This is a genomic window from Pseudomonas sp. NFX15, from assembly GCF_049132105.1.
GTDB lineage: Bacteria > Pseudomonadota > Gammaproteobacteria > Pseudomonadales > Pseudomonadaceae > Aquipseudomonas.
The window spans coordinates 1-18,693 of sequence record NZ_JAFMPV010000015.1; the positions used below are offsets into that span (position 1 = coordinate 1).

The following is an 18,693-nucleotide window of genomic DNA, read 5'->3' on the forward strand; positions in this document are numbered from 1 at the left end:
ATGGCGTGTCAGTCGATATCAACGTGTCTGACACCCCATCGCGAGCAGGCTCGCTCCTACAGGGTTTTGTGTGTCTCAGTTCGCTGTGCTGAAACGCCGAACCCCTGATTCAACCGCGGGAATCTGCGCCGCCGTGCTGCCGGATGCCTGGAACAACACCAGGTGCTCGGCCGCGACACGAATGCCCACGTCCGCGCCGACCTGACGATCGACATGACTCGGGAAGATCGATTCCAGTTGCGCGCCTGTCGGCAATTGCAGTCGATACAGGGTCGATGCGCCGAGGAAGGTCTTGCCGGCAATGCGCGCTTTCAAGGTGCTGTCCGGTGCGTAGACGATATCGTCCGGGCGCAGCAACACATCCACCGCGCCACCGACCGGCCAGGTATAGGCGCGGTTGCCGCGCAGCTCACCCAGCTCGGTTTGCACCGATTCCGGACTGCTCAACTGACCACGAATGAAATAGCCCTGGCCGATGAAGCTGGCGACAAAGGGCGTCAGCGGTTCGTGATAGAGGTTGTAGGGCGTATCCCACTGTTCCAGGCGACCTTCCTTGAACACGCCGACGTGATCGCTGACGGCGAAGGCTTCTTCCTGGTCGTGGGTCACCAGAATCGCGCTGGTGCCACGGGCCTTGAGGATGTCGCGCACTTCATGGCTGAGCTTGCGGCGCAGTTCACCATCGAGGTTGGAGAATGGTTCGTCGAGCAGCAGCAATTGCGGTTCTGGCGCCAAGGCGCGGGCCAGGGCGACACGTTGCTGCTGTCCACCGGACAGCTCGTGGGGATAACGCTTGCCGAGGTTCTTCAGGTTGACCAGTTCCAGCAGCTCTTCGATGACCCGGCCTTGCTGCGGGTGCTTGCGAATACCGAAAGCGATGTTCTCAGCCACGCTCAAGTGCGGGAACAGTGCGTAGTCCTGGAACACCATGCCGATGCGGCGTTTTTCCGGGGCCAGGGTGAAACCGGCACTCGAGATGGTCTCGCCGGCCAGCTGGATTTCACCTTCGTGCACCGGCTCGAAACCGGCAATCGCCCGCAGGGTGGTGGTCTTGCCGCAGCCCGAGGAGCCCAGCAGGCAACCGATGTCGCCCGCGTTAAGGTGCAGGTTGAGGTTTTGAACCACTCGCTGGTCTTGATAGCCACAGGCGAGGTTGCGCAGGTTAAGCAGTAATGGCTGGCTCATGCGTGGTGATACGCCGGTTCGACGAGGAACTCCAGCAGAGCCTTTTGGGCATGCAGACGGTTTTCGGCTTGATCCCAGGCCACCGAGCGTTTGTCGTCAAGCAGGTCGACGCTGATTTCCTCGCCACGGTGCGCCGGCAGGCAATGCATAAACAGCACGTCGTCAGCGGCCAGGTCGAGCAGGGCGCGATTGACCTGGTACGGCGCGAACAGTTTCAGGCGTTTGGCGGTTTCTTCTTCCTGGCCCATGGAGGTCCAGACGTCGGTGCTCACCAGGTGGGCGCCGCGCACGGCTTCTTTCGGGTCGCGAACGATGGTGACCCGGTCGCCGGCCTTGGCCACGAACTCAGGGTTGGGCTCGTAACCTTCCGGGCAAGCTACGCGCAACTGGAAGTCGAACTGGATCGCCGCTTCTATATAGCTGTTGCACATGTTGTTGCCATCGCCGATCCAGGCCACGGTCTTGCCCTGGATCGCGCCGCGGTGTTCAAGGAAGGTCTGCATGTCTGCCAGTAGCTGGCACGGGTGCAGGTCATCGGACAGGCCGTTGATCACCGGCACACGGGAGTTGGCGGCGAATTCGGTCAGGTTGCTGTGGGCAAAGGTACGGATCATCACCGCGTCGAGCATGCTCGACATGACAATCGCGCAGTCGCTGATCGGCTCGCCTCGGCCCAGTTGAGTGTCACGCGGTGACAGGAAAATGGCCTGGCCGCCGAGCTGGATCATGCCGGCTTCAAAGGAGATCCGGGTGCGGGTCGAGGCCTTCTCGAAGATCATCCCCAGGACGCGGTTTTTCAGAGGCTCGAACAGTACGCCGCGGTTACGCAGGTCCTTGAGCTCAACGCCTCGACGGATCACGCTGACCAGCTCTTCGGGCGTGCAATCCATCAGGGAGAGAAAGTGCCTTGCGCTCATCATTGACTACCTTTTTGCTACAAACCGCAGATGCTCAAAGCCTTGTTTAACGGAACAATGGGCGAGACCTGCGGCGTAAGCCGCACGGGGCGACGAAATAGGGGAAGGCGCGATCTTATAATTAAATGTCGCGTCTTACCAATAGGGCTACAGTTTTTAGGGAATTTCAGAGGTGCTACGGGGTGACCGAGGTAGCGCTTTTGAAGCTTGATTCCTGACAGCAGCGGTTCATTTGTACACTGGCCTCACGGGGCTTGGCAATCGGGCGAGACGGCGAAGGCGCGCTGCCAGTCGGTTTCTGACCTGTCATTCGAGGTCTTGGGCGGGTATGCCGCCAGCCTGAAATGTTTGCTAATGCAAAGTGCTGGGTTATAAATAAATCTCGAGCGACGCAGGAAGCCTCCCGATGGAATCGAAAGAACAGCTGTTATTGGAACTACTGGGCCTGACGGCACGCTCGCTGACGCACCTCACCGCCTCGGTGACGACGATGTCCTTCGAGCTGCTGCGCAGTGACGACCAGATGACCCGGGCTGCCGGTCGGCACATGGTCGATCGTATGGCCACGATCAGCGCCGGGCTCGATGAACACTGGCGCCTGATCGGCGAACTGACCGGCGTCGACGTTGGCCATGGGGCGTTCGAAAACCTTCAGGAAATCCAGCATCAGGCGCCACCCAGGCTGCCCCCGAACTGATACCAGGCAGCCATCGGCTGGCCTGATGACCCTCGATTCACAAGACGAACGTCGCTGGCGCGGCGACGGGTACGGCGCCATAGTTTTGCTTCCGCGGCCAACGTTGTCCGCCCATAACAAGACAGAGACTGGCCATGACCAAGACTCTCCATCACCGCGCGTGCCATTTGTGCGAAGCCATCTGCGGCCTGACCATCGAAACCACCGAGGTCGAGGGCGCAGCCGTCCAGATCACTTCGATCAAGGGTGACGCCCAGGATACGTTCAGCCGCGGCCATATCTGCCCCAAGGCTGTGGCGTTGCAAGACATCCAGAACGATCCGGATCGCCTGCGTCAGCCGATGCAGCGGGTGGGCAATCAATGGCAACCCATCGAATGGCAGGCTGCGTTCGATCTGGTCGCCGAACGCCTGGCGGCGATCCAGGAAAAACACGGGCAAAACGCCGTGGCGGTTTATCAAGGCAACCCGAGCGTGCACAACTACGGGCTGATGACCCACAGCAATTACTTCCTGGGCCTGTTGAAAACCCGTAACCGGTTTTCCGCCACCTCGGTCGACCAACTGCCCCATCACCTGACCAGTCACTTGATGTACGGCCACGGTTTGCTGCTGCCGATCCCGGACATCGATCACACCGATTTCATGCTGATCCTGGGCGGTAACCCCCTGGCGTCGAATGGCAGCATCATGACCGTGCCGGACGTGGAAAAACGCCTGAAGGCGATTCAGGCTCGCGGCGGCAAGGTGGTGGTGGTCGATCCGCGTCGCAGTGAAACGGCGGCCATGGCCGACCAGCATGTGTTCGTGCGCCCTGGCGGTGATGCCGCGCTGTTGTTCGGCTTGCTCAATACGTTGTTTGCCGAAGGCCTGACGCGCGACAACCAGCTACCGGTGGACGGTCTGGAGGACGTGCGCGAGGCGGTCACACCGTTCACCGCCGACGCCATGAGCCCTTTGTGTGCGGTGCCGGCCGAGCAGATTCGTCAGCTGGCACGCGACTTCGCCGCAGCGCCGTCGGCGGTTTGCTATGGGCGAATGGGCGTGTCGACCCAGGCATTCGGCACGCTGTGCCATTGGGTGGTGCAGTTGATCAACCTGGTCACCGGCAACCTCGACCGCGTGGGCGGTGCGCTGTGCACCGAACCGGCCGTGGACCTGGTGGCGACGACCTCCGGCGGGCATTTCAACCTGTGGCAGAGCCGGGTGTCGGGGCGCCCGGAATACGCCGGCGAATTGCCGGTGTCGGCGCTGGCTGAAGAGATGCTGACCGAAGGGGAAGGGCAGGTCCGGGCACTGATCACCGTGGCGGGCAACCCGGTGTTGTCCACGCCCAATGGGCGCAAGCTCGAGCAGGCGCTGGACGGGTTGGCGTTCATGGTCAGCATCGACCTGTACATCAATGAAACCACGCGTTATGCCGATCTGATCCTGCCTTCGACGTCGGCGCTGGAAAACGATCATTACGACACCACCTTCAATCTGTTCGCGGTGCGCAATGTCAGCCGCTTCAACCGCGCGATCCTCGCCAAACCCGAGGGGGCCTTGCACGACTGGGAGATCTTTGTCGGGCTGGCCAAGGCGTTTGCAGCGAAAACGGGCAAAGAGTTGAAGCCGACCATCGCTCCGGCGCAGATGATCGATCGCGGCCTGCGCATGGGGATGTATGGCGACACGTCAGAATACAAACTGTCGTTGGCGACACTGTTCGATCATCCCCATGGCGTCGACCTCGGACCGCTCAAGCCTAACCTGGCCTCGCGGCTGAAAACCACCAACCAGCGAATCCAGGCCGCTCCCTCAGTGATCCTGGCTGACCTGGCGCGTTTTGCAGCCTTGCAGGCGCCGGCCGCCGATGAGTTGCTGATGATCGGCCGCCGTCATGTGCGCAGCAATAATTCGTGGATGCACAACTACCATCGGTTGGTGAAGGGCAAGCCGCGCCACCAATTGCTGATGCACCCGGACGACCTGGCCAGCCGCGGGCTCAGCGACGGGCAGCGCGTGCGGGTCAGCTCACGGGTGGGGGTGATTGAAGTCGAAGTGCAGGGCAGCCTGGACATGATGCAAGGCGTAGTCAGCCTGCCCCACGGTTGGGGTCATGCACGGCCCGGCGTGCAGATGAGCATTGCCAGCAGCCAGCCGGGTTCCAGTGCCAACGACCTGACTGACGAATGCCAGCTCGACGAGTTGTCGGGCAACGCCGCGCTCAACGGCGTGCCGGTGACCGTGGCAGCGGCTTGAAACAGTCTGACGGAGAGACCGAGCAGGGGGCTCGGCTTTCCGTTACAATGCGCCACCGTGCCGACCCATGAGTCGGAAAGTTCAGCCGAGGTGCTCCATGGATATCATCGAAACGATTAAAGAGCAGATTGCCAACAACACCATTCTGCTTTACATGAAAGGCTCGCCGAATGCCCCGCAGTGCGGCTTCTCCGCCAAAGCCGCGCAGGCCGTGATGGCATGTGGCGAAAAGTTTGCGTACGTGGACATCCTGCAGAACCCGGAAATCCGCGCCAACCTGCCTAAGTACGCCAACTGGCCAACCTTCCCGCAACTGTGGGTCGGTGGTGAGCTGGTAGGCGGTAGCGACATCATGACTGAGATGGCTGCTGATGGTTCGCTGCAAAGCACCATCAAGGCTGCTGTCGAAGCCGCCGCTGCCAACAAATCCGAAGCCTGATCCGCTTCTTGTAGGAGCGAGCCTGCTAGCGAATGCAGTCTGTCAGTTACTGTAAAGCTGACTGACAAGCGCTTTCGTGCGCAGAGTCGCTCCCACAGGAGTTAATGCCCACATTGAAATGCGGGCATTAAAAAGCCCCGCCTCTAATGCAGAGTGCGGGGCTTTTTATTGCATCGAGATTAAGGCGTAGAACTTACTCGTCGTCGCCCATCTGCGATTGCAGGTAGTTATCTAGACCGACTTTATCGATCAGGCCCAACTGGGTTTCGAGCCAGTCGATATGTTCTTCTTCGGACTCCAGGATATCTTCAAGCAGTTCGCGGCTACCGAAGTCACCGACTTTTTCGCAATGCGCGATGGCCACTTTAAGATCGGCATGGCCGGTGCGTTCGATACGCAGGTCGCACTCCAGCATTTCCTTGGTGTGTTCGCCGATGTGCAGCTTGCCCAGGTCCTGGACGTTCGGCAGGCCTTCAAGGAACAGGATGCGCTTGATCAGCTTGTCCGCGTGCTTCATCTCGTCGATGGATTCGTGGTACTCGTGCTTACCGAGCTTGTTCAGGCCCCAATCTTCGTACATGCGCGCATGCAGGAAATATTGATTGATCGCGACCAGCTCATTGGCAAGGATCTTGTTGAGATGCTGGATGACTGTAACGTCGCCTTTCATGATGGGGTCCTGCCCTGTATTAGCCTTCAATAAAGCTGAGTTTGAGCCGCGTATTTAATAGTGTCAAACCTAAGTTATTGAAACTTAAATGAAAATTAATCTGAATAAGAATGTTTGTGTTCCGCGTCTAGAGCCTAACCAGTTGATTTTGAGGCATAAAAAAACCGGACATATGTCCGGTTCTTTGAAAATCGATAGTTACGCGGCTGTGAATTCTACTGGATAGGGAATGGCAGCCTGGGCCGTTTGCAGTTTTGTCAGGGTCTCGCGGACCACTTCCTTGGCAAGGCAGGCACATTTGCCGCATTGGCTGGCAACGCCAGTGGCCACGCGGACTTCCTTGTAGCTGCAGCATCCTTCATAGATCGCATCGCGGATTTGACCGTCGGTGACGCCAGTGCAGAGGCAAACATACATAAAGAAGACCGTCGCTGATTGTGACTCAATTGCGATGGATCTTAATGTTAACGAGAATGATTGTCAAAGTGGTTTCACGGCACTTTTCGCCATAAAAGAGCGCGGCTGACGAACGGTCTGTCCGGCCAATCCGCTGGGCAGAACTCGCGGGGATTTCATCGCCGCGGGAAAAAACAGCTAAGCCAGCTCAAATACGCGGTGTATGATGACCGGTCTTTTGCGACCGGGGGTCGTGTCACAGGGCTGTCGCCTCAGGGTGGCAGGCTGATACGAACCCTGTTTCTCACGCTATTACACCAGGAGATATCCAATGAGCGTACTCGTAGGCAAACAAGCCCCTGACTTCACCGTACCGGCCGTACTCGGCAATGGCGAGATCGTTGACAGCTTCACCCTGTCTTCGGCGATCAAAGGCAAATACGGCCTGGTGTTCTTCTACCCACTGGACTTCACCTTCGTTTGCCCGTCCGAGCTGATCGCTCTGGATAACCGCATGTCGGAATTCAAGGCCCGCAACGTGGAAGTGGTCGCTGTGTCGATCGACTCGCACTTCACCCACAACGCATGGCGCAACACCCCGGTCAACAACGGTGGCATCGGCGAAGTTCGCTACACCATGGCTGCCGACATCAAGCAGGAAATCATGAAGGCCTACGACGTTCAGTCCGCTGACGGCGTGGCGTTCCGTGGCGCATTCCTGATCGACGACAAAGGCGTTGTCCGCTCGCAGATCATCAACGACCTGCCGCTGGGTCGTAACATGGAAGAGCTGCTGCGTCTGGTCGACGCTCTGCAATTCCACGAAGAGCACGGCGAAGTTTGCCCTGCCAACTGGAAGAAAGGCGACAAAGGCATGAACGCTTCGCCAGAAGGCGTTGCGGCTTACCTGACCGAGCACGCTGCCGCTCTGTAAGGCGCGTTGCAGGTACAAAAAAACCGGCCTTGAGGGCCGGTTTTTTTATGCACGGGACTTAGACCCTGTAGGAGCGAGCCTGCTCGCGATGGTCGTTAACGATAACGCGGGAAGCCTGATACTCCGCAGCGCTCTCTAGTCCATCGCGAGCAGGCTCGCTCCTACAAAAGAGCCAACAGCATCAGTCGTCGAAGTCTTCCCAGCCACCCATCTGCTTCCAGCGATTGACGATGCCGCAGAACAGCTCCGCCGTCTTCTCGGTGTCATAGCGGGCCGAGTGAGCCTCACGACCGTCGAAGTCGATGTCTGCCGCCTGGCACGCCTTGGCCAGCACGGTCTGGCCGTAAGCCAGGCCCGCGAGCGTTGCGGTGTCGAAGCTGGAGAACGGATGGAACGGGTTGCGCTTCATGTCCATCCGCGCAACCGCTGCATTGAGGAAGCCCAGGTCGAAGCTGCTGTTATGCCCGACCAGGATTGCCCGTTTGCAGCCATTGGCCTTGAGGGCCTTGCGCACGCCACGGAAGATATCGTTCAGAGCAGACTCTTCGCTTACGGCCATGCGCAACGGGTGATCGAGCTTGATCCCGGTGAACTCCAGGGCCGCCGCTTCGATGTTCGCGCCTTCAAACGGTTCGACCCGGAAGAAGTAGGTGTGATCGGGATACACAAATCCCTTTTCATCCATGGCGATGGTGGTCGCGGCGATCTCCAGCAGGGCGTCGGTGGCCGAGTTGAAACCACCGGTTTCTACGTCGACGACCACCGGCAGGTAACCACGGAACCTGGCTGCCATTGGATGACGAGGGCCGCCTGCGCCGCCATTGCCTTCCAGTTCGTCGTCGAAATGGTCTTCACTCACGCGTGTTCCTCCAGCAGGCGCCAGCGCAGTTTTTCACCGGCGCGCAGCGGGATAACGGTCAGCTCGCCAAACGGCAGGCTGGTCGGGGCGGTCCATTCTTCGCGGACCAGGGTGATGCGATCGGTGTTGGCCGGCAGGCCATAGAACCGCGGGCCATTGAGGCTGGCGAAGGCTTCGAGCTTGTCCAGCGCGTTGCGCTGTTCGAAGGCTTCGGCATACATCTCGATAGCTGCATAGGCGGTGTAGCAGCCGGCGCAACCGCAAGCGGCTTCCTTGGCGTGCTGGGCGTGGGGCGCCGAGTCCGTGCCGAGGAAGAACTTCTCGCTGCCGCTGGTGGCGGCGTCGAGCAGGGCTTCCTGGTGGGTATTGCGCTTGAGGATCGGCAGGCAGTAGAAGTGCGGCCGAATCCCGCCCACCAGCATGTGGTTGCGGTTGTACAGCAGGTGGTGCGCGGTGATGGTCGCGCCGACGTTGGCCGAAGCCGAGTTGACGAACTGCACGGCATCCGCGGTGGTGATGTGTTCGAAGACCACTTTGAGGGTCGGGAAACGCTCGACTACACGGCGCATGTGCTCATCGATGAAGATTTTTTCGCGGTCGAACACGTCGACATCGCCACGGGTGACTTCACCGTGAATCAGCAACGGCATCCCGACTTCGGCCATGGCCTCCAGCGCCGGGAAGATTTTGTCGATGCTGGTAACGCCAGAATCCGAGTTGGTGGTCGCGCCGGCCGGGTACAACTTGGCGGCGTACACGAAGCCGCTGGCCTTGGCCTCGCGAATTTCTTCAGGCTGGGTGCGATCGGTGAGGTACAGGACCATCAGCGGCTGGAACTGGCTGCCGGCTGGGCGAGCGGCGAGGATCCGCTGGCGATAGCCATCGGCTTCGGCCGCGTTGCGCACGGGTGGAACCAGGTTGGGCATGATGATGGCGCGGCCAAAGGTGCGCGCAACATCCGCGACAGTATTGGTCAGCACGGCACCATCGCGAAGATGAATGTGCCAGTCGTCGGGACGCAGCAGGGTCAGGCGGTCGGACATGAGGGGATTCCAGGCGGGTCAAACTGAAGGGAATGCTACCGGAAAAGACTCTTGCAGGCACTCGCTATCAAGTTTTGCGGGAAGCTTCCGATATCCAACAGGTATGCCGTAAACATCTGTGTGTCGGTCTTTTTGTTGTAGAAGCCAGTGGAGCCTCCCGTGCGCCAGCGTTATTTAGCCTTGCTCAGTGTGTTTGCCAGCCTTCCCGCGATGGCACTCACGTTCCAGACCCGACTGGAGAACATTGAGTGGACGGTCGAAGGTGACAAGTTCGAATGCCGCCTGACCCAGCCGATCACCGATTTCGGTTCGGGCGAATTCGTGCGCAAGGCCGGTGAGCAGGCCACCTTTCGTCTCAAGGCCTACAACCCGATGATGGGCGGCGGCTCGGCGACCTTGCTGGCGGCGGCGGCACCGTGGCAACCGGGACGTGAAGACATCAACCTGGGTTCGGTGCGAATCGGCAGCGGCAATGTGTTGTTCAACAGTACGCAAGTGCAGGCCGGGCGCCTGATCAGCGGCCTGATAGATGGGCGCAGCCCGGTGATCCGCCACGCTTCGGGCGATGGCCGGGTGTCGGAGGTGCGTTTGTTGCCGGTGAAGTTCACCCAGGCGTTTGCCGATTATCAAGGCTGTGTGGCCAAGCTGTTGCCTCAGAATTTCGAACAGGTGAAGCAGTCGCAGATCGGTTTTCCCGGTGGCGGAATCGAACTCGACAGTGCGGCGAAGGCCAAGCTGCAGGTGATGCTGGAGTACATGAAGGCCGATCCGACGGTCAATCACATCGAACTGGACGGTCACTCCGACAACAGCGGCAATCGCCTGACCAACCGTGATTTGTCACGGCGCAGGGCCCTGGCGGTGATGGACTTCTTCAAGGCCAATGGCATCCAGGAGTCGCAGATAACCATGCGTTTTCACGGCGAGAGCTATCCATTGGCGCCGAACACCAACAACGCCAACCGCTCCAGGAACCGTCGTGTCGCGGTACGCCTGGAGCGTGGCGCACCGGCCGAACAAGTCGCCCCGCAGGCGACGAAGCCAGGCAATTCGACAACTTCCTGACCCTCCGGTCATTGTCGCCCTCTCGATATAAACTGTCGCTTCGTCGTCATAAGCTGTCGCGCCACTGTAAATTATTCTGCATGAGCGGTAGACTTCCCGGCTTTCCGTAGAACCCCGTGGAGTGATGGCATGGCGGACGTAAACAAGGTCGTTCTGGCGTATTCCGGCGGCCTGGACACTTCGGTGATCCTCAAGTGGCTGCAGGATACTTATAACTGTGAAGTCGTGACCTTCACCGCTGACCTGGGTCAGGGCGAAGAGGTCGAACCTGCACGCGCCAAGGCTCAGGCCATGGGCGTCAAAGAGATCTACATCGACGACTTGCGCGAAGAGTTCGTGCGCGATTTCGTTTTCCCGATGTTCCGCGCCAACACCGTTTACGAAGGCGAGTACCTGCTGGGTACTTCCATCGCTCGTCCGCTGATCGCCAAGCGCCTGATCGAAATCGCCAACGAAACCGGCGCTGACGCCATTTCCCATGGCGCCACCGGCAAGGGTAACGACCAGGTTCGCTTCGAACTCGGCGCTTACGCGTTGAAGCCTGGCGTGAAAGTGATTGCTCCATGGCGCGAATGGGACCTGCTGTCCCGTGAAAAGCTGATGGATTACGCTGAAAAGCACGCGATCCCGATCGAGCGTCACGGCAAGAAAAAATCCCCGTACTCCATGGATGCCAACCTGCTGCACATCTCCTATGAAGGCGGCGTGCTGGAAGATACCTGGACCGAGCACGAAGAAGACATGTGGCGCTGGACCGTTTCCCCGGAAAACGCTCCTGACAAGGCGCAGTACCTGGAACTGACCTACCGCAACGGTGACATTGTCGCGCTGGACGGCGTCGAAATGACCCCGGCCACCGTGCTGGCGACCCTGAACCGTATCGGTGGTGAACACGGTATCGGCCGTCTCGACATCGTCGAGAACCGCTACGTGGGCATGAAGTCCCGTGGCTGCTACGAAACCCCGGGTGGCACCATCATGCTGCGCGCCCACCGTGCGATCGAGTCGATCACCCTGGACCGCGAAGTGGCTCACCTCAAAGACGAGCTGATGCCCAAGTACGCCAGTCTGATCTACACCGGTTACTGGTGGAGCCCTGAGCGTCTGATGCTGCAACAGATGATCGATGCGTCCCAGGTCAATGTGAACGGCGTCGTGCGCCTGAAGCTGTACAAGGGCAACGTGATCGTCACTGGCCGCAAGTCCGACGACTCGCTGTTCGACGCCAATATCGCGACCTTCGAAGAAGATGGCGGTGCGTACAACCAGGCGGATGCCGCGGGCTTCATCAAGCTCAATGCCCTGCGCATGCGCATTGCGGCGAACAAAGGCCGGAAACTGTTCTGATACCTTTGTCATCGTGATGGCTGCCTGACCTCGTCCTGGACGGGGTCAGGCAACTCGAAAGCGGGCGGAACGCGAGTACTGTGTTGCCGTTCGCATCGAGGATGTCCTGTTTTCTCCTTCCAATGTGCTGTCCTGTGCTACGGCTTGTCACCGGCCTGGTCAATGACCGACAACCGGTGCGAATCGAGATTGTAGGCAACATGGAAGGCGTCCTTGCGCTTCATGGCCCGTCTTGAATGCTCAAGCGCACTGGCTTTCAGCAAAATTTCTGAAGCGGCACACGTGACAAACAGGATCACGCACGCCGACTTTTCCCCTGGCCTGTGGATTTTTTCCAGCAGCGCTGCAAATTCGATCTCCTTGTCCATCCAGCGTGCATCGATGATGTGCAGGTCCTTTACAAGCTCCGGCAATTGCAATTGGTGCTGAACCGAGACGATAGGGTGCAGATTAGGTGGGTCCTGCGCACCACAGGGTGTCTCGGTTGTCTGCCTGTCATGGGTTGAGGTCTCCATAGCTGGGTTTTCCAATCCCTTGCCGGAGGTTTTTTTGTCCATGCGCCCGGCATCATCCATGACCTTCATGAAGTGCTTTCCCTTTTCAAAGTCAGAAGGCGCGTACAGCGACTTGTAGTTGAAGTTGAGTGTCGCGAAAAATAGCAGAAGCAAGTAAAACGGAAAGCTGATCAGGAACCACACATAGAGTTCTCTCTCCTCTTGATCAAGGAAGGGCAGGGAAATCGCAGCGGACGTTTCCGAGAGCGTTGCGAATATGGCGATAATAGTCATAGGGTTGGCAATTCGTTTTTTTATCATGTGTTGTTCTCATCTTGATTTATGCACTCGATTTTTAGTGTGGGATGAATATCATTGTAGGGGTTTTATTGTTTGTTCGTTTTGGTAGTTGTTTTAATTTGTTTGTCGTTGTGCTGTTCTTTGAGTAAGTTGATGATTTTATAATCATTGCTCAAAAAATATTATTTGCTGTAAGAGTAGTCGGATACTGTTTGTGTGATATTTCTGGCGTGGGTGTCCAGTGCGTTAATGTCTGGCGTGTTTTGATGAGGTTAATACGGGTATTCGGCGGGGGAGAGCGAATTTTCAGAAAATAATGGTCGTAAATTGAAACAGGCACTGGCTGGAAAGTGCGACATGATGCCGCTGATACCGTTTTCAATTCATTCCGTTCGACGGATTTTTGTAGGAGGAATCCTTGATGTTTGTAGGGTATGTCTTTCGCTGTGGGTGTCAGGAAGGGACGGCATGCCATGGGTGAAACGACTAGGCTATTGTGCGGGCTCTAAAAATTCGAACAGCGAAAATTGGACTTGCCCATGAATAAAGTGCTGATCGTGGATGATCACCCCGTCATTCGTCTTGCGGTACGTATGCTAATGGAGCGGCATGGTTACGAAGTTATTGCTGAAACCGATAATGGTGTGGACGCACTGCAACTAGCTCGTGAACTTATGCCGGACATTGTCATTCTGGATATCGGGATTCCGAAGCTGGATGGGCTGGAAGTCATCGCGCGTTTGTCCACGACCCCAATGCCGATGAAAGTGCTGATATTGACTTCGCAGGCGCCCGGGCATTTTTCCATGCGTTGCATGCAGTCTGGAGCAGCCGGTTATGTCTGCAAGCAACAAGACCTGACGGAGTTGCTTAGTGCAATAAAAGCCGTGTTGTCTGGCTACAGTTACTTTCCGAATCAAGCCTTGCATACCGTGCGCTCCAGTTTGGGCAATGCCAGTGAGGCCGATATGGTCGATCGATTGTCGGGGCGTGAAATGATGGTCTTGCAACAGTTGGCCCGAGGCAAGACCAACAAGGAAATTGCCGATGGCATGTTTCTCAGCAATAAAACCGTGAGCACCTACAAGACCCGGCTGTTGCTGAAACTGAATGCGCGCTCGTTGGTCGACCTGATCGAGTTGGCTCAACGAAATGGCTTGGTGTGATCAGATAGCGGCGAGCCAAAGGGTGCCTGTCGGGGAGCGGCACCTCATAAAAAAGCCTCCGTTTCGGGAGGCTTTCAGGTGTCATAAGTCAAAATCGTAATCGGCCAATTGCTTTTGCAGTCGGCGCTCCTCCAGCAGGTTGTCGATGGTGCGGCGTTTGCTCAGATTAGTTTTCGCTACTTCAACCACCGGCTCAGCGTCTTCGGTTTCGGTGGTGGTGAAGTCGTCTTCTACGTCCAATTGCTCTTTGCCAGTACTCATTTAGCTGCTCCAGGCTAAGAAGGCCTTTGGCGCCCCTTATATCGACAATCTCCCGGCGGGTAAAAAAGATTTTTTCAATCGACTGTTCAATAAACCTACCGGCCTCTCAATCGTCGGAGGTTTTGTGCTTGTATTCGCACAAGTCCTCGATTCGGCAGCTACCGCAGCGGGGCTTGCGGGCCAGGCACACATAACGACCATGCAGAATCAGCCAGTGGTGGGAGTCGAGCAGGAACTCCTTGGGCACGAATTTCATCAGCTTCTTCTCGACTTCCACCACATTCTTGCCAGGCGCAATGCCGGTTCGGTTGCTGACTCGGAAGATATGTGTGTCGACTGCCATCGTCAGCTGGCGGAATGCCGTGTTGAGCACCACGTTGGCAGTTTTGCGCCCGACGCCGGGCAGCGCCTCCAGCTCTTCGCGGGTTTTTGGCACTTCGCCTGCGTGGCGCTCTACCAGCAGGCGGCAGGTTTCGATCACGTTTTTCGCTTTGCTGTTGTACAGGCCGATGGTCTTGATGTACTCCGACAACCCTTCGACACCCAGGGCATGGATCGCTGCCGGGGTGTTGGCAACCGGGTACAGCTTGGCGGTGGCTTTATTGACGCCGACGTCGGTCGATTGCGCCGAGAGAATAACGGCGATCAGCAACTCGAACGGTGACGAGTAGGCCAACTCGGTCTTCGGTTCCGGGTTGTCCTCGTGCAGCCGGCGGAAAATTTCCAGGCGTTTTGCGGCATTCATGGGCAGTGCGTTTCCTCGAGGACAGTCATTGTGTAGGCGTGGGGCGCCCGGCTTGCCAGGCAGCGATCAGCAGTCCGAGCAGGATGAAACCACCCGGCGTCAAGGTGACCAGGCGCAGGCCGCCATCCGCCGTCAGCACCCAGCCTTGCCAGTCGATGGGCATTGCGCCGGGCAGCCACACAGGGTGGCTCCCCAGTGTCCCGTTGCCGATGAGTTCGCGCAGCAGGCCCAGCGTAATCATCAGGGCGATGAACGCGCCATTGAGTCGCAGACGTCGTTGCCAGTTTTGTTGATAGAACCCCGTGTGTTCCAGCACGACACATTGCAAGGCGATCAAGGCTGCGTAGATACCCAACTGCTGCTGCCATTGCAGCGACCAGGCCTGCGCCATGAGTTCCGCGCAACTGGTAAGCGTGGCTGCCAGCAGGACACTGGCCAGCAAACGGGTAGCCGGGACCAGCCGGGTTCGCAAGGCACCCATGACCAGGCTGAATAACCCGGACACCACCAGGAACATCAGGCACACGCCAAGGGCGGTCACCAGTGAGTGGGTAGCGCCGATCAGTGGGGCCAGCATCAAGCTGTTGCGGAGGGTTGATGAGTCATTCATGGCCTGGGTTCCCGAGCAGTTGCTGGCGGTGTTCATCGAAGTAACGCAAGGCGTCGTGGGTGGCATTGATCACCGCCCTTGAGGTGATGGTCGCGCCGGCAATCTGATCGAACTGACCCTGATCCTTTTTCAGTGCCCAGCCACTGTCCTCGGGCTGCCCACGGGACTTGCCGTGAAACATCTGGAGCCAGGTATTTGGCCAATCGGCGATCCGCGCACCCAAGCCTGGGGTTTCCGATTGTTTGAGCGTTTTGACGCCGAGCAACCTGCCATTCACGTCGATGACGATCAACAACTCGATGGCACCTGCGTAGCCGAGGGTTTGGCTGCGCAGCAACACGGCGACGGGTTGATTGGCCCTGGTTGCCAGATAACCGCCAAGCAAGGTGCTGTTGGTCAGGAAAGCCGCTTCGATCCTGACGGGGTGTTCGAGCGGTTGGTTGTCGTAGCTGTCAGACGCGATCAGGTCCAGCAGGCGACGGGTATCGATCAGGCGCTGTTCGGCGGCAATACGCGGCGCGCTGCCCCATTGCACCCAGTACGTCATACCCAGCCCAACCGCAGCCAGGCACACTACAAGCGCAATGCTCGATACCCGGCTCATGGCCACTCCATCTGTTGTCTACCTGCCACGAACCGCTCCAAGGCCGGCACACACAGGTTCATCAACAGAACACTAAAGGCGATGCCGTCCGGATAACCGCCCCAGGTACGAATCAGATAGGTCAGCAGCCCGACGCCGACGCCGAACAACGCCTTCGCGCCCGGACTCCTGGCGCCGGACACCGGTTCAGTGATGATAAAAAAGGCGCCCAGCATCGTCGCACCGCTGAGCAAATGAAACAGCGGCGAGCCATGGGAGTCGGAACCCGAACCGTTCCAGCACAACAGGCTGATGACAAACAGGCTGGCGAGCATGCCGACCGGGGCATGCCAGCTGATCACACGCCGCTGCAGTAAAAACAACCCGCCCGCCAGAAACGCCAGGTTCAGCCATTCCACCCCGCGGCCGCCGAAGTGGCCAAAGGCTGGATTGCTGGCAAACAGCTCATCCATGGTCAGGCTTTTGTTGATCCGCAGACTGTCCAGTGCCGTGGCCTGCACCCACGCATCCGGCGCCTGGCCGGTACCGAACACTTGCTGCAGGCCGCTGAGCAGGTCCATGCCATGGGATGACGGCCAATGGGTCATGGGTTGGGGAAAGGTCACCAGTACCAAGGCGAAACCGAGCATCGCCGGGTTGAAGGGATTGGAGCCAACGCCGCCATACAAATGTTTGCCCAACACCATCGCCGAGGCAGCCGCACTGAGGGGCAGCCACCACGGGCAATAGGGCGGCAGGGCTAGCGCCAGCAACGTGGCGCTGACCAGCGCGCTACCGTCACTCAAGGTCGGCATGAGCGGCCGTTTGCGCCACTGCACCATGGCGGCTTCAGCCGCCAGCGCGGCGGTCGCCGCCAGCACCAGGTTAATCAGCACGCCCCAGCCATTCACCCAGAACGCCGCCAATAATCCCGGCAACAGCGCCAACAACACCAGTTTCATCGCCTGTTGCAGGCGATCGTCGACCGGCTCAAGGGTGGGCATGGCTGTCTACCTGATGTTCGGCTTCCCCGACTGCGCGCTCCAGGGCTTCGATGTGCTCTGCCGGCGCTTGGCTGGCTTGGGCCTTCTTGAGTTCGGCGCGGCGCATGGCCAACTGGATCTTCGCCCGTTTCAGCTCGGCATCCGGTGCCGGTGCGGGCGTGGTGGTGGTGATTTCCAGTTGCCCAAGGGCTTGTTCGGCGGCTTCGAACTGCTGTTGCAGGACGATCAATTGTGATTGCTGTTCGAGCGTCGGCGGATGCCCGAAAGCTTTCAGCGATTTGTGCAATTGCGCACGGCTCATGGCCACATCGATCTTGGCTTTTTTCAGCGCAGCATCGGCATTCGCAGCTTTCTGCGCACGCACGCGCTCAAGGGCGGCTTGCACCGGGTCGGCCGCCGTTTCGGTGGGCTGGGCGGCACGCTGGCGTGCCTGACGCTCGGCGATTTTCTGCAGCTCTTCGCGTTGCAAGCGGGCGTTGCGCTGTTCGAAGCGCCGCCGTGCGTGATCGCGTTTGAGGTTACGGGCTTGCCGCGCCTCTGCGGTAAGCGCCAGGCCGCCGACAACCGGCACGACCACCTCCAGCGGCAGCGGGCGCATTTCAATGCAGTCCACTGGGCACGGCGCCACGCACAGATCACAGCCAGTGCATTCGTCGATGATCACCGTGTGCATCAGTTTGGCGGCACCAACAATGGCATCGACCGGGCAAGCCTGAATGCACTTGGTACAGCCAATACACTCGGCTTCGCGGATGTAGGCGATCTGTGCAGGTGCCGAGCCACGAGTGATGTCCAGTTCAAGAACCGGTACGTTCAGCAGCTCGGCCAGGGCGGCGATGGTTTCGTTGCCGCCGGGTGGGCACTTGTTGATCGGCTCTCCGCTGGCGATGCCTTCGGCGTAGGGCTTGCAACCGGGGTGGCCGCACTTGCCGCATTGGGTTTGCGGCAGGAGGGCGTCGATGCTTTGAATCAGACTCATGTTTTGATCAGTCCGCTGAATCCGAGAAAAGCCACTGCAATCAGGCCGGCGCCAATCAGGTCGATCGGCAAGCCGCGAAAGGGCAGGGGAACATCGTTGTCGGCCGTGCGTTCACGCAAATCGGTAAACAGGCTCAATACCAGCCAGAAGCCCAGCCCGGCACCGAGGGCCAGGGCCGTGGCGTAAAACAGGCCTTTGTCCTCTTGGGCGTTGAGCAGCCCCACGCCGAGCACGCCGGCATTGCCCAGCAGCAGTGGCCAGAGGCCTTCGAACGGCAGCGTTGAAAAGGCCCGCGCCAGCAGCTTCAGCAACGGACCGATCAGCAGCACGCTCAATGGCAGGTACACAAACAGGCGCAGCGCCGTCAATTGCAGTGGCACCAGCAGCCATTGATAGAGCGTGTAGCCGAGCAGGCTTACGATCAGCATCAGGCACATCGTCGCAATACCCAGCGCATGAACCTGACGACGCTGGCCGGCCAACAACGGATCGACGCCCAGCGGCCAGTGCAACACGACATTGTTGATCAGGGCGACGCTGATAAGCGTAGGCAGGATTTCGGTCATCATTCGTGCCGGCAGGAACAGTAGTTTTCGTAGGAGCGAGCCTGCTCGCGATGGATTCAAGAGCGCCGCGTTCAACCCGTGGGCACGTATTATCGTTAACGACCATCGTGAGCAAGCTCGCTCCTACAGGAGATGGTTTCAAAAGAGTAGGCATTATCCGGCAAGGACGAAGGGTGGGCCAGACATGAAA

Annotated in this window: 21 protein-coding genes; 7 read left to right on the forward strand and 14 right to left on the reverse strand. The window is 58.7% G+C overall.

Annotation, left to right across the window (positions count from 1 at the left end; genetic code table 11):
- Nucleotides 1–75: 75 nt before the first annotated feature.
- Both J1D76_RS16785 and argF read right to left on the reverse strand, forming a co-directional pair.
- Nucleotides 76–1,185 (reverse strand): ABC transporter ATP-binding protein, encoded by a 1,110-nt coding sequence (locus J1D76_RS16785; RefSeq protein ID WP_421139362.1) that lies wholly within the window; start codon nucleotides 1,183–1,185, stop codon nucleotides 76–78.
- Nucleotides 1,182–2,102: an ornithine carbamoyltransferase gene (gene argF / locus J1D76_RS16790; RefSeq protein ID WP_421139363.1), complete on the reverse strand. Its 921-nt coding sequence runs from the start codon at nucleotides 2,100–2,102 to the stop codon at nucleotides 1,182–1,184. Before argF ends, J1D76_RS16785 begins: the two co-directional genes overlap by 4 nt.
- Nucleotides 2,103–2,508: 406 nt before the next feature.
- On the opposite strand from argF, the gene J1D76_RS16795 reads away from it, so the two are divergent.
- The 3 genes from J1D76_RS16795 (at nucleotide 2,509) to grxD (ending at nucleotide 5,481) form a co-directional block, all read left to right on the forward strand.
- A complete protein-coding gene (locus J1D76_RS16795; RefSeq protein ID WP_421139364.1) occupies nucleotides 2,509–2,799 on the forward strand; it encodes a hypothetical protein in 291 nt (96 codons plus the stop codon).
- Nucleotides 2,800–2,933: 134 nt separating this feature from the next.
- Nucleotides 2,934–5,042, forward strand: coding sequence for a molybdopterin oxidoreductase family protein (locus J1D76_RS16800; RefSeq protein WP_421139365.1), 2,109 nt, complete (start codon nucleotides 2,934–2,936; stop codon nucleotides 5,040–5,042).
- Between the two features lie 97 nt (nucleotides 5,043–5,139).
- Nucleotides 5,140–5,481 carry a Grx4 family monothiol glutaredoxin gene (grxD, locus tag J1D76_RS16805; RefSeq protein WP_016773402.1) on the forward strand — a complete coding sequence of 114 codons (342 nt, stop codon included), beginning with the start codon at nucleotides 5,140–5,142 and terminating at the stop codon, nucleotides 5,479–5,481.
- 193 nt (nucleotides 5,482–5,674) lie between these two features.
- Here the strand turns inward: grxD and bfr are convergent, their stop codons facing one another.
- Both bfr and J1D76_RS16815 read right to left on the reverse strand, forming a co-directional pair.
- Nucleotides 5,675–6,151 carry a bacterioferritin gene (gene bfr / locus J1D76_RS16810; RefSeq protein ID WP_421139366.1) on the reverse strand — a complete coding sequence of 159 codons (477 nt, stop codon included), beginning with the start codon at nucleotides 6,149–6,151 and terminating at the stop codon, nucleotides 5,675–5,677.
- 198 nt (nucleotides 6,152–6,349) lie between these two features.
- Nucleotides 6,350–6,568: a bacterioferritin-associated ferredoxin gene (locus J1D76_RS16815; RefSeq protein WP_421139367.1), complete on the reverse strand. Its 219-nt coding sequence runs from the start codon at nucleotides 6,566–6,568 to the stop codon at nucleotides 6,350–6,352.
- A 310-nt stretch (nucleotides 6,569–6,878) separates the two neighbouring features.
- On the opposite strand from J1D76_RS16815, the gene J1D76_RS16820 reads away from it, so the two are divergent.
- Entirely contained in the window at nucleotides 6,879–7,481 is a 603-nt protein-coding gene (locus J1D76_RS16820; protein WP_007971324.1) for a peroxiredoxin, read from the forward strand.
- Nucleotides 7,482–7,662: 181 nt separating this feature from the next.
- On the opposite strand, the gene rnt is transcribed toward J1D76_RS16820, so the two are convergent.
- The gene (gene rnt / locus J1D76_RS16825; RefSeq protein WP_421139368.1) at nucleotides 7,663–8,340 is read right to left on the reverse strand and encodes a ribonuclease T; all 678 of its coding nucleotides are present in this window, start codon (nucleotides 8,338–8,340) and stop codon (nucleotides 7,663–7,665) included.
- The gene (gene pyrC, locus J1D76_RS16830; RefSeq protein WP_421139369.1) at nucleotides 8,337–9,383 is read right to left on the reverse strand and encodes a dihydroorotase; all 1,047 of its coding nucleotides are present in this window, start codon (nucleotides 9,381–9,383) and stop codon (nucleotides 8,337–8,339) included. Before pyrC ends, rnt begins: the two co-directional genes overlap by 4 nt.
- Nucleotides 9,384–9,542: 159 nt before the next feature.
- Between pyrC and J1D76_RS16835 the strand changes: the two genes are divergently transcribed.
- Both J1D76_RS16835 and J1D76_RS16840 read left to right on the forward strand, forming a co-directional pair.
- Nucleotides 9,543–10,448: a flagellar protein MotY gene (locus tag J1D76_RS16835; RefSeq protein WP_421139370.1), complete on the forward strand. Its 906-nt coding sequence runs from the start codon at nucleotides 9,543–9,545 to the stop codon at nucleotides 10,446–10,448.
- A gap of 129 nt (nucleotides 10,449–10,577) precedes the next feature.
- On the forward strand, nucleotides 10,578–11,795 hold the full coding sequence (locus J1D76_RS16840) for an argininosuccinate synthase (RefSeq protein WP_421139372.1): 1,218 nt from the start codon (nucleotides 10,578–10,580) through the stop codon (nucleotides 11,793–11,795).
- A 137-nt stretch (nucleotides 11,796–11,932) separates the two neighbouring features.
- On the opposite strand, the gene J1D76_RS16845 is transcribed toward J1D76_RS16840, so the two are convergent.
- A complete protein-coding gene (locus J1D76_RS16845; protein ID WP_421139373.1) occupies nucleotides 11,933–12,610 on the reverse strand; it encodes a hypothetical protein in 678 nt (225 codons plus the stop codon).
- Nucleotides 12,611–13,128: 518 nt separating this feature from the next.
- Between J1D76_RS16845 and J1D76_RS16850 the strand changes: the two genes are divergently transcribed.
- Complete coding sequence (locus tag J1D76_RS16850; RefSeq protein WP_421139374.1) at nucleotides 13,129–13,755, forward strand: response regulator; 627 nt, start codon at nucleotides 13,129–13,131, stop codon at nucleotides 13,753–13,755.
- A gap of 81 nt (nucleotides 13,756–13,836) precedes the next feature.
- Here J1D76_RS16850 and J1D76_RS16855 read toward each other — a convergent pair whose 3' ends face one another.
- The 7 genes from J1D76_RS16855 to J1D76_RS16885 all read right to left on the reverse strand — a co-directional run bounded on the left by J1D76_RS16855 (nucleotide 13,837) and on the right by J1D76_RS16885 (nucleotide 18,503).
- Nucleotides 13,837–14,016: a PA3496 family putative envelope integrity protein gene (locus J1D76_RS16855; protein WP_421139375.1), complete on the reverse strand. Its 180-nt coding sequence runs from the start codon at nucleotides 14,014–14,016 to the stop codon at nucleotides 13,837–13,839.
- A gap of 106 nt (nucleotides 14,017–14,122) precedes the next feature.
- On the reverse strand, nucleotides 14,123–14,761 hold the full coding sequence (gene nth / locus J1D76_RS16860) for an endonuclease III (RefSeq protein ID WP_421139376.1): 639 nt from the start codon (nucleotides 14,759–14,761) through the stop codon (nucleotides 14,123–14,125).
- 25 nt (nucleotides 14,762–14,786) lie between these two features.
- Complete coding sequence (locus J1D76_RS16865) at nucleotides 14,787–15,371, reverse strand: Rnf-Nqr domain containing protein (RefSeq protein ID WP_421139377.1); 585 nt, start codon at nucleotides 15,369–15,371, stop codon at nucleotides 14,787–14,789.
- The gene (locus J1D76_RS16870; RefSeq protein WP_421139378.1) at nucleotides 15,364–15,975 is read right to left on the reverse strand and encodes an RnfABCDGE type electron transport complex subunit G; all 612 of its coding nucleotides are present in this window, start codon (nucleotides 15,973–15,975) and stop codon (nucleotides 15,364–15,366) included. The genes J1D76_RS16865 and J1D76_RS16870 overlap by 8 nt, the downstream gene beginning before the upstream one ends.
- Nucleotides 15,972–16,958, reverse strand: coding sequence for an RnfABCDGE type electron transport complex subunit D (locus J1D76_RS16875; RefSeq protein ID WP_421139379.1), 987 nt, complete (start codon nucleotides 16,956–16,958; stop codon nucleotides 15,972–15,974). Before J1D76_RS16875 ends, J1D76_RS16870 begins: the two co-directional genes overlap by 4 nt.
- Nucleotides 16,945–17,937 carry an electron transport complex subunit RsxB gene (gene rsxB, locus J1D76_RS16880; RefSeq protein ID WP_421139380.1) on the reverse strand — a complete coding sequence of 331 codons (993 nt, stop codon included), beginning with the start codon at nucleotides 17,935–17,937 and terminating at the stop codon, nucleotides 16,945–16,947. Before rsxB ends, J1D76_RS16875 begins: the two co-directional genes overlap by 14 nt.
- Nucleotides 17,934–18,503, reverse strand: a complete 570-nt coding sequence (locus J1D76_RS16885) for an electron transport complex protein RnfA (RefSeq protein ID WP_421139381.1) — start codon at nucleotides 18,501–18,503, stop codon at nucleotides 17,934–17,936. Before J1D76_RS16885 ends, rsxB begins: the two co-directional genes overlap by 4 nt.
- Between the last annotated feature and the right edge of the window lie 190 nt (nucleotides 18,504–18,693).

Bases quoted from the DNA above. Each gene is read 5' to 3' on its own strand.
- J1D76_RS16855 (WP_421139375.1), bottom strand. From the start codon at position 14,016: ATGAGTACTGGCAAAGAGCAATTGGACGTAGAAGACGACTTCACCACC.
- J1D76_RS16785 (WP_421139362.1), bottom strand. From the start codon at position 1,185: ATGAGCCAGCCATTACTGCTTAACCTGCGCAACCTCGCCTGTGGCTAT.
- J1D76_RS16815 (WP_421139367.1), bottom strand. From the start codon at position 6,568: ATGTATGTTTGCCTCTGCACTGGCGTCACCGACGGTCAAATCCGCGAT.
- rsxB (WP_421139380.1), bottom strand. From the start codon at position 17,937: ATGAGTCTGATTCAAAGCATCGACGCCCTCCTGCCGCAAACCCAATGC.
- bfr (WP_421139366.1), bottom strand. From the start codon at position 6,151: ATGAAAGGCGACGTTACAGTCATCCAGCATCTCAACAAGATCCTTGCC.
- J1D76_RS16870 (WP_421139378.1), bottom strand. From the start codon at position 15,975: ATGAGCCGGGTATCGAGCATTGCGCTTGTAGTGTGCCTGGCTGCGGTT.
- argF (WP_421139363.1), bottom strand. From the start codon at position 2,102: ATGAGCGCAAGGCACTTTCTCTCCCTGATGGATTGCACGCCCGAAGAG.
- J1D76_RS16850 (WP_421139374.1), top strand. From the start codon at position 13,129: ATGAATAAAGTGCTGATCGTGGATGATCACCCCGTCATTCGTCTTGCG.
- J1D76_RS16885 (WP_421139381.1), bottom strand. From the start codon at position 18,503: ATGACCGAAATCCTGCCTACGCTTATCAGCGTCGCCCTGATCAACAAT.
- grxD (WP_016773402.1), top strand. From the start codon at position 5,140: ATGGATATCATCGAAACGATTAAAGAGCAGATTGCCAACAACACCATT.
- J1D76_RS16865 (WP_421139377.1), bottom strand. From the start codon at position 15,371: ATGAATGACTCATCAACCCTCCGCAACAGCTTGATGCTGGCCCCACTG.
- J1D76_RS16845 (WP_421139373.1), bottom strand. From the start codon at position 12,610: ATGATAAAAAAACGAATTGCCAACCCTATGACTATTATCGCCATATTC.
- pyrC (WP_421139369.1), bottom strand. From the start codon at position 9,383: ATGTCCGACCGCCTGACCCTGCTGCGTCCCGACGACTGGCACATTCAT.
- J1D76_RS16840 (WP_421139372.1), top strand. From the start codon at position 10,578: ATGGCGGACGTAAACAAGGTCGTTCTGGCGTATTCCGGCGGCCTGGAC.
- J1D76_RS16820 (WP_007971324.1), top strand. From the start codon at position 6,879: ATGAGCGTACTCGTAGGCAAACAAGCCCCTGACTTCACCGTACCGGCC.
- J1D76_RS16795 (WP_421139364.1), top strand. From the start codon at position 2,509: ATGGAATCGAAAGAACAGCTGTTATTGGAACTACTGGGCCTGACGGCA.
- nth (WP_421139376.1), bottom strand. From the start codon at position 14,761: ATGAATGCCGCAAAACGCCTGGAAATTTTCCGCCGGCTGCACGAGGAC.
- J1D76_RS16875 (WP_421139379.1), bottom strand. From the start codon at position 16,958: ATGCCCACCCTTGAGCCGGTCGACGATCGCCTGCAACAGGCGATGAAA.
- J1D76_RS16800 (WP_421139365.1), top strand. From the start codon at position 2,934: ATGACCAAGACTCTCCATCACCGCGCGTGCCATTTGTGCGAAGCCATC.